Below are 7,414 nucleotides of genomic sequence, written 5' to 3'. Positions count from 1 at the left end.
GGATCTCCTCCTCATGAATGCCAATTCAGGAGCGCTGGCAGTGCTGTTCTTGCCAGGAACCGCCTGAGAACCCGCGGCGGTGCAAGCCGACAGCGTGGCGCAAGCGGCTGACGCCGCTTCAAGACGCGAAATTCGACTTGCGTCGACCAACGCTCGACTTCGATACAGGTCCTAGCCCCAACGAGATCCGGTGTGCGGAGATCGGCAGCCGATGCGACGGTCACGGCGGTGAAAGGATCGGAAGGTGGATTACCCGCGTGCTCTCGATGCTCTGACGAAGTGGGGATCGAGCCGCCCTGAGGTGCGGGCGCTCGTGCTGACGGGATCGGCCGCCGCGGGCACCGCGCACCCACTCTCCGACCGGGACATCGAGGTGTTCACCACCGACGTCCCGGCGCTGCTGGCCGACGAATCCTGGTGGTCCGGACTCGGGGAGGTGCTGGTCGTCGAGCGCCTGGAGGACGGCGACGGCAATCCGACCCGCCTGATCCACTACGCGGGCGGCAAGATCGACTTCACTCTGCTCCCCGCACAGCGGCTTCACGGCCGCGCGTACTCGCGGCCGTTCGAGTTGCTGCTGGACAAGGACGGAGCAGCCACCACGGCATCGTTCACCGAGCCCTCTGTGAAGCCCCCCTCCGCCGGGGAGTTCGACGAGTCGGTCAACTGGGCGTGGGCGGCAGCGCTGATGCAGGCCAAGGCGATCGTGCGCGACGAACCGTGGTCGGCCAAGGTGCGCGATCAGGACCTCAAGACCGAACTGCTGCGGATGATCGAGTGGGACCACCGCACCCGGTACGGGCCGGACTTCGACACCCGCCATCTCGGAACGGGCATGCGGCGGTGGATGGACGCCGACATCCAGCACGCACTCGAACAGTGCTGGGCCGGTCTCGCCGCAGAGGAAGCGACACAAGCGCTCCTCGCGACAACCCGGCTGTATCGCACCCTCGCCGAACGCACCGCGACCGCCGTCGGTTTCCCCGCCTTCGCTCACGAGCGTGCCCACATCGAACTGCGCACGATCCTCAGCCTCGACACCACAAGCTGACCACGCCTACCCGGCGTCCTGTGGCCGGTTTCCCTTGCCCGCCGCGTAGTCCGGCATGCTCAGTCGTAGTGCGCGATCAGGTGATAGGCCGCCTGATCCGCCAGCACACCCAGCCGGCCGAGCCGCTCGGCATGCGCGGCCTCCGAGAAGTCGAGCACGATCGGTTTCGGCTCGTCGTAGAACGCGCGCCCGACCTGCACCCCGTAGACCGCGTCGGACTGCGGGGTCTGGTCGATGAGGGTTCCCCGGATCAGGCTCAGGCCGGGGACGAGGGCGGCGACGCCGGTGGTTTCGTCGAAGACGGGGCCGTCCTCGTCCCAGTCCTCGTCGTCGTCCTCGTCGTCCCAGTCCTCGTCGTCGGGCTCGATCGGCCGCAAGTCGACCCGCACGCCATAGCCGACCTTGACCCCGGCCAGCGGTCCGGACGCGGTCGCGTGCACCACGACGTCGTCAGAGAGCTGACGCGGCCCGTCCTGCCCGCAGGCCACGATCAGTGCACTGATCCGGTCCCAGGGAAGCGCTTCCGCGCGCGCAACCGCCGTCGTGAGGTCCTGATACGGCACCGAGGCCGGGTGTTCGGTGTCGGCGCGGTGGATCAGCAGGCCGAGCGCGCAGGACAGCCAACCGGCCTCGGACACCGCCACCCCGCTGCCCCCGAAGTTGCCATCCGGGACGACGACCAGCGGTGCGTCGAGTTCTCCGGCCAGCAGGTCGATCCGACCGCAGAACTCGTCGAAGCCGGCGTCGCTGAACGGCCCCGAGAGACGGCGTCCGGCGATCAGGTATGCGCTGGTTTCATCGGTGTACGTCAGTTCCTTGGACCTCATCCGGCCAGTCTCGCACTGCGACCCGAGCGTGCGCGCACGATCCTCAGCTTCGACACCACAAGCTGACCACGCCTACCCGGCCTCCTGTGGCCGGTTTCCCTTGCCCGCCACGGATCGACGGCGGGCACCGGCCAGGTCGGCGGCCGACACCAGCAGCGCGAGGGCGACGAAAACGGCTGAGCCGTCGAGGCTTTCGCGGGTGGCGCGCGCGAAATCGCCGCCGGAAGCCACCGTGCCGAAGAACAACGCCCCGGTGACGGCGAGGCCGATCGCCGACCCGAGACGTTGCCCGGTCTGCAGGACGGCCCCCGCGGTGCTGCCCTCGGACAGCGGGACCGACCGGAGCGCGAGGGTCAGGTTCGGGCCGATCACCGCCCCGCTGCCCGCCCCGGCGAGCAGCAGCGGCCCGAGCACGAACAGCCACCGGTGCGAGCCGCCCTCCTGGACCGCCGCGGCCGCGCCGGCGATCCCGGCCCCGGCGGCGGCCGTGCCCGCCAGGACCAGCAGGCGGCCGAACCGGTGGACGGCGCGCCCGGACAGCGCCGCAGTGATCGCCGATCCGGCGGCGAAGGGTATTCCCGCGGCCCCGGCGGCCGCCGCGGACCAGCCGAGGCCCTGCTGGAAGTACAGCGAGACCACGAACGGGATGCCCGAGTACCCGGCGAAGTACGGTAACGCGACGAGTGCGCCGAACGTGTAGGAGCGCCGCCGGAACAACCCGAGATCGACCAGGGGCCGGGGGTGGCGCCGTTCCCAGGCCACGAACGCGGCGAGCAGCGCCGCCCCGGCCGCGAGCAGATACCACCGTCCCGAGCCGCCTTGCCGTCCCGCATCGCCCAGCGGCAGGATGATCGCGGCGATGCCCCCACCGAGCAGGACCACCCCGGCCAGGTCGACGCGGGGTGCCGGGCCGCGCGGCCGGTCCCGGGGAAGCAACCGCGAGCCGAGGACGAGCGCCACGGCGCCGAGGGGCAGGTTGACGAAGAACACCCAGCGCCAGCCCCCGGGATTCCCCGCCGCCTGGATCAGCAGACCGCCCAGCACGGGGCCGATCGCCGTGGCCGCCGCGATCATCGCGGCGTACACGCCGGAGGCGGTGCCGCGTTCGCGGCCGCGGAACAACTGCTGCATCAGCCCGACCACCTGCGGGGTCAGCACCCCGCCCGCCAGGCCCTGCACCAGCCGGGCGGCGAGCAGCGAGGCGGAGGAGCCCGCGAACCCGCATGCGGCACTCGCCGCGGTGAACCCCGCCAGGCCGATCAGGAACAGGCGGCGACGCCCGAAACCGTCCCCGAGCCTGCCCGCGGGGATCAGCGCCAGCCCGAAGGCGAGCGTGTAGCCCGCGACCACCCAGGACAGTCCGGACGGGGACACGCCGAGACCGGACCGCAGGGACGGCAGCGCCACATTGACGATGCTGACGTCGAGCAGGGTCATGAACCCGGCCAGCAGGCAGACGGAAAACGCTCTCCACCGACCCGGATTCGCTTCGTCACCAGGGTTTTCTTCTCTCTTCACGTTCCCCAGTGGACCGTTGGGCGAAGGGGTGATCAAGAACCGATCCGGCGCTGGAACAATCTCCGGACGGAATCGGAGGAGGTGGTGGCGTGGAGATCCGCCAGCTGAGCTACTTCGTCACGGTCGCCGAACTCGGGCATTTCGGCCGGGCGGCCGAGCGCCTGCACATCGTCCAGTCGGCCGTGAGCAAACAGATCGCGAGCCTGGAACGGGAACTGGGGCTCACCCTGTTCGACCGGTCGCACCGGCAGGCCAGGCTCACCCCCGAGGGCGAAGCGTTCCTTCCGCACGCGCGCCGCGCGCTGCGCGAGATGGACCGGGCCGCGGAGGCAGCGGCCGATCTCGCCGCGGGCACCGCGGGGGTGCTCCGCCTCGGCAGCAGTCCCGGCCTCGGCAAGCGCCTCGAGGACATCCTCACCGAGTTCCGGGCCCGCCGTCCCGGAGCGCTCGTGCGGCTGACGACGACCCGGTCGGCGCCGGACAAACTGGCCGCCGTCCTCGCCGGCGATCTCGACGCGTCGTTCGTGTCGGCCCCACCGGAGCATCCCCGCCTGGCCGTCCACCACCTCTGGGACGATCCGCTGCTGCTGGCGGTGCCCGCCGAGCGGGCGAGCACCGCGGACGATCTCGTTTCGCTCGCGAGCCTCCCGCTGGCGCGGCCCGCCCGTGACGAAAACCCGGAAGCCTTCGACCTGGTCACCGCCGCCTGCAAGGCGGCCGGGTTCATGCCGCGCCCGGGCCCCACCGTGGTCAACGCCCAGGACGTGCTGCTCGGGCCGGTTGCCGCCGGGCACTGCTGGACGCTGCTGCCCGCTCACATCGCCCGCACCGGCTCGGACGCCGTGGCCTTCGTGCCGCCGCGGCGCCCGATCCTCCTGCCCACGGCGCTGGTTCTGCTCCGTGCCGCGCCGCGCTCGACGGCGGTGGACCTGCTCAGCGCGACGCTGAAGGTCGCGCGGACGCCCACTCGGCCATGATCGCCCGTCCTTCCGGGATGGCGAGGTCGAGCAGTCCGGGGAACCGGGCGTCGAGATCGTCCCGCCGCAGCGAGTTCAGGCGGCGGGTTCCCTCGTCGCGCTGACGGATCACGCCCGCTTCCCGCAGCACCCGGAAATGCCCGCTCTGGGTGGACTTGCTGACCGGGAGCGCGAAGGTCGCGCAGGCCAGCCGACCGTCGCCTTCGGCGTCCGCGAGGCGCGCGACGATCGCCAGCCGGACCGGGTCGCCGAACGCGGCCATCACGGCGGTGAAGCGGATGTCGTCGCGGTCCGGGTGTACCAGGTCGGTTGCGGTACGGCTTGCCATGCCCCCAGGATACCCAAACATGTTCAACTTCCCCGAACATCTGCTATGTTCGGCAAAGTCGAACATGAACGAGAGGGGGCTCGATGCCCGATCGAAGAACCACCGCACGCCGCGCCCGCCTGCGGTTCTGGGGCACCGCCTACGCACTGTTGATCCTGCTGACCGGCACCAATCTGCCGACGCCGCTGTACCGGGGCTACGCCACGAAATTCGGGTTCCCGCCGGTGGTCGTCACCCTGGTCTTCGCCGTCTACGTGGCGGTGCTGATCCCTTCGCTCCTGGTGGCAGGTCCCCTGTCGGACGCGATCGGCCGCCGCCGGGTCGTGCTGCCGTCGATGGCGCTGGCCGCGCTGGGATCGCTGCTGTTCGCCCTGGCCACGAGCACCGGGTGGCTTTTCGCCGCGCGCATCCTCCAGGGCCTCGCACTCGGCGCGGCTTCGGGACCGCTGACGGCCGCGTTGACCGAACTCGAACCGGCGGGCAACCGCCGCCGCGCCGCACTGGTGTCCACTGTGGCCTCCGCCGGCGGACTCGGCCTCGGCCCGGCGCTCGGCGGGTTGCTCGCGCAGTACGCGCCCGAGCCCTACGTCCTGCCCTTCGCGGTGGAGATCGCGCTGCTGGTCCCGGCCGCGGCGGTGATCAGCACGCTGCCGGAGACACGAGCCAGGACCCGCTGGCGTCCCCGGCGCCCGGAAATCCCCGAGGGGATGGGCCCGGTCTTCGCCACCAGCGGAACGACCGGATTCCTCGCGTTCGCGGTGGTCGGGCTGTTCCTGACCCTCATCCCGACCTACGTCGCCACCCTGTCCGGAAGCCGGAACCTGTTCCTCGCCGGGGCGTTGGTCGCCCTGATGCTCGCGTGCTCCGCGCTCGCGCAACTCGCGGGCTACGGCCGGCCGGCCCGTCAACTGGAACTCGCCGGGCTCCCCCTGCTCGCCGCCGGGCTCGCGCTCCTGGCCATCGCGGGCGGCATCTCGTCGCTCACGCTCCTCATCGTGGCGATCGTGATCGCGGGTACCGGCCAGGGACTGGCCTTCCTCGGCGGGCTCACCGCGACCAACCAGGCCGCCCCGGCGAACCGGCACGCCGAGGTGGTGTCCGGCTTCTACGTGGTGCTCTACCTCGGGGTCGGTGTGCCCGTCATCGGGGTCGGTTTCCTCGCCACCACCGCCGGACTCCTCACCGCGGTGCAGTACTTCGCGGTCGCCGTCGCCGCGCTCTGCCTGCTGATGCTCCTGCTGCTGACCCGGACCCACCGGCGCACCGCGGCCACCGCCCACCGCTGATTCCCCTGGGAGAAACCATGGACACCACCGAGCTCGAATCCGCCTACCGCAGGCTGTTCGCCGCTGCCGAGGCGCTCGACGACACCAGCGCGCTCCCGGCGGACACGCGGGCGGCGGTCGACTGGACCGTCGGCCATATCGCCCTCAGCGACCGGATCCTCGCCGCGGCGGCTCGCGACCTGCTGCTCGGCCTGCCCGCCGTCGTCGACAACCGCGAGGCCATGGACGCGCGGAACCTCGACGCGCTGATCGCCTCGACCACGCCCGCCGAGCGCAGGGAACTCCTGCGCCGCAACGGGAACGACTTCGTCGCCGCGGTCAGGACGATCCCCGGGCACGCCGTCGGCGAGCCCGTGGAACTCCGCCTCGTCGACCGCGAGGGCCGGCGCGCGCCCGGCACGAAGCTGCCCTGGCGGGAACTGGTCCGGCTGCGCGCCGCCGAACACCTTCCCGGGCACGCCGCCCGCTTGGAGGCCGCGCGGGCCCGGGAGTAACCGGGGCCCGCCTCGCCGGAAGGCACCCGACCCGCTAAGAAAGAGCGGCGACACGGTGGAAAGGAGCCCGCGTGACCCTGGCCCTGGTGCCCTCGGCGGACGGCACGGGAAAGAGCGGACAGGAACGGCTTGCCGAGTTCCTGCGGATCTACACCTCGCTGAACACCCGCGTCGCCTACGCCACCGACCTGGGGATCCCGCTGGAGTGGGTGCCCGGTTACGTCCCGCCGGATCCCACCCGCCGCCGGGGCCGCCGCCGGGCCCAGCCCACCGGACTGGAGTGGTTCCCCTGGTGCCTGGCCAACGGGTTCGGCTCGTTCGCCGAAATCCGCGTGGAGCACGTCGAACGATGGCTGGACGAACTGGCGCGCGCCGGGTACAGCGACGCCACGCGGGGCCGGATGTTGTCCGCGGTCTCCGCCTTCTACCGGAAGTACCTGATCCGGGAGGGGCTCGCGGAGCAGAACCCGGCCGCGCTGGTGGACCGCCGGACCCAGCATCTCAACCGCGCCTCCGGCACCCCGTCGGCCACGGCGCGCTGGTCGTTCGAGGCCTGCCGGGCGCTGTTGCTGGCGGCCCACCTGCTGGCCGGGCACCGGCGGGACGGACGGCGGGACCGGGCGATGGTGGAGATCCTCATCGGCACCGGCGTCCGCGCCGAGGAACTGGTCGGCACCCACCTGACGGACTACCGCAGGCCGGTGCCGGGCGCCATCGGGATCCTGCGGGTCCACGGCAAGGGCGCGAAGGACCGCGAAGTGGCACTCGCCGCTCCCGTCGCCGACGCCCTCGACGCCTACCTGGAGCAGCGACTCCCCCCGGCCGTGCCGGCACTGCGCGGGCAGGTCGGACCCGCCCCCGCCGAACCCCTGTTCGTCACCAGCACCGGGCGGCGCGTGCACGTCTCGCACGTCACCGCGGTGCTGCGCCGCC

The 7,414-nt window shown here is 71.9% G+C and carries 8 protein-coding genes; 5 read left to right on the top strand and 3 right to left on the bottom strand.

All coding sequences use genetic code 11. The features are described from left to right. Nucleotides 1–244 precede the first annotated feature (244 nt). The gene (locus FNH05_RS27405) at nt 245–1,051 is read left to right on the top strand and encodes an aminoglycoside 6-adenylyltransferase (protein WP_144591676.1); all 807 of its coding nucleotides are present in this window, start codon (nt 245–247) and stop codon (nt 1,049–1,051) included. Between the two features lie 59 nt (nt 1,052–1,110). On the opposite strand, the gene FNH05_RS38315 is transcribed toward FNH05_RS27405, so the two are convergent. Both FNH05_RS38315 and FNH05_RS27395 read right to left on the bottom strand, forming a co-directional pair. Further along, nucleotides 1,111–1,878, bottom strand: coding sequence for a hypothetical protein (locus FNH05_RS38315; RefSeq protein WP_186382763.1), 768 nt, complete (start codon nt 1,876–1,878; stop codon nt 1,111–1,113). Nucleotides 1,879–1,950: 72 nt separating this feature from the next. Further along, nucleotides 1,951–3,396: an MFS transporter gene (locus tag FNH05_RS27395; protein WP_246127968.1), complete on the bottom strand. Its 1,446-nt coding sequence runs from the start codon at nt 3,394–3,396 to the stop codon at nt 1,951–1,953. A gap of 89 nt (nt 3,397–3,485) precedes the next feature. Here FNH05_RS27395 and FNH05_RS27390 point away from each other — a divergent pair, with 89 nt between their 5' ends. Beyond that, on the top strand, nt 3,486–4,373 hold the full coding sequence (locus FNH05_RS27390; RefSeq protein ID WP_144591672.1) for a LysR family transcriptional regulator: 888 nt from the start codon (nt 3,486–3,488) through the stop codon (nt 4,371–4,373). Here the strand turns inward: FNH05_RS27390 and FNH05_RS27385 are convergent. Then, nucleotides 4,330–4,701 (bottom strand): ArsR/SmtB family transcription factor, encoded by a 372-nt coding sequence (locus tag FNH05_RS27385; RefSeq protein WP_144591670.1) that lies wholly within the window; start codon nt 4,699–4,701, stop codon nt 4,330–4,332. The genes FNH05_RS27390 and FNH05_RS27385 overlap by 44 nt on opposite strands. Nucleotides 4,702–4,784: 83 nt before the next feature. On the opposite strand from FNH05_RS27385, the gene FNH05_RS27380 reads away from it, so the two are divergent. The 3 genes from FNH05_RS27380 to FNH05_RS27370 form a co-directional block, all read left to right on the top strand. Beyond that, nucleotides 4,785–5,987 (top strand): MFS transporter, encoded by a 1,203-nt coding sequence (locus FNH05_RS27380; protein WP_144591668.1) that lies wholly within the window; start codon nt 4,785–4,787, stop codon nt 5,985–5,987. A 17-nt stretch (nt 5,988–6,004) separates the two neighbouring features. Beyond that, complete coding sequence (locus FNH05_RS27375; protein WP_144591666.1) at nt 6,005–6,481, top strand: hypothetical protein; 477 nt, start codon at nt 6,005–6,007, stop codon at nt 6,479–6,481. Between the two features lie 71 nt (nt 6,482–6,552). Continuing rightward, nucleotides 6,553–7,414 (top strand): tyrosine-type recombinase/integrase (locus FNH05_RS27370; protein ID WP_144591664.1); only part of this gene is annotated, 862 nt, incomplete at its 3' end.

Source organism: Amycolatopsis rhizosphaerae (genome assembly GCF_007713715.1).
Taxonomy (GTDB): Bacteria; Actinomycetota; Actinomycetes; order Mycobacteriales; family Pseudonocardiaceae; genus Amycolatopsis_E; species Amycolatopsis_E rhizosphaerae.
The sequence above is the reverse complement of the archived record's forward strand: the minus strand, read 5'-3'. Positions and strand labels throughout refer to the sequence as shown.

Excerpts from the sequence above, each read along its gene's own strand:
- FNH05_RS38315 (WP_186382763.1), bottom strand. The coding sequence starts at position 1,878 with ATGAGGTCCAAGGAACTGACGTACACCGATGAAACCAGCGCATACCTG.
- FNH05_RS27385 (WP_144591670.1), bottom strand. The coding sequence starts at position 4,701 with ATGGCAAGCCGTACCGCAACCGACCTGGTACACCCGGACCGCGACGAC.
- FNH05_RS27380 (WP_144591668.1), top strand. The coding sequence starts at position 4,785 with ATGCCCGATCGAAGAACCACCGCACGCCGCGCCCGCCTGCGGTTCTGG.
- FNH05_RS27375 (WP_144591666.1), top strand. The coding sequence starts at position 6,005 with ATGGACACCACCGAGCTCGAATCCGCCTACCGCAGGCTGTTCGCCGCT.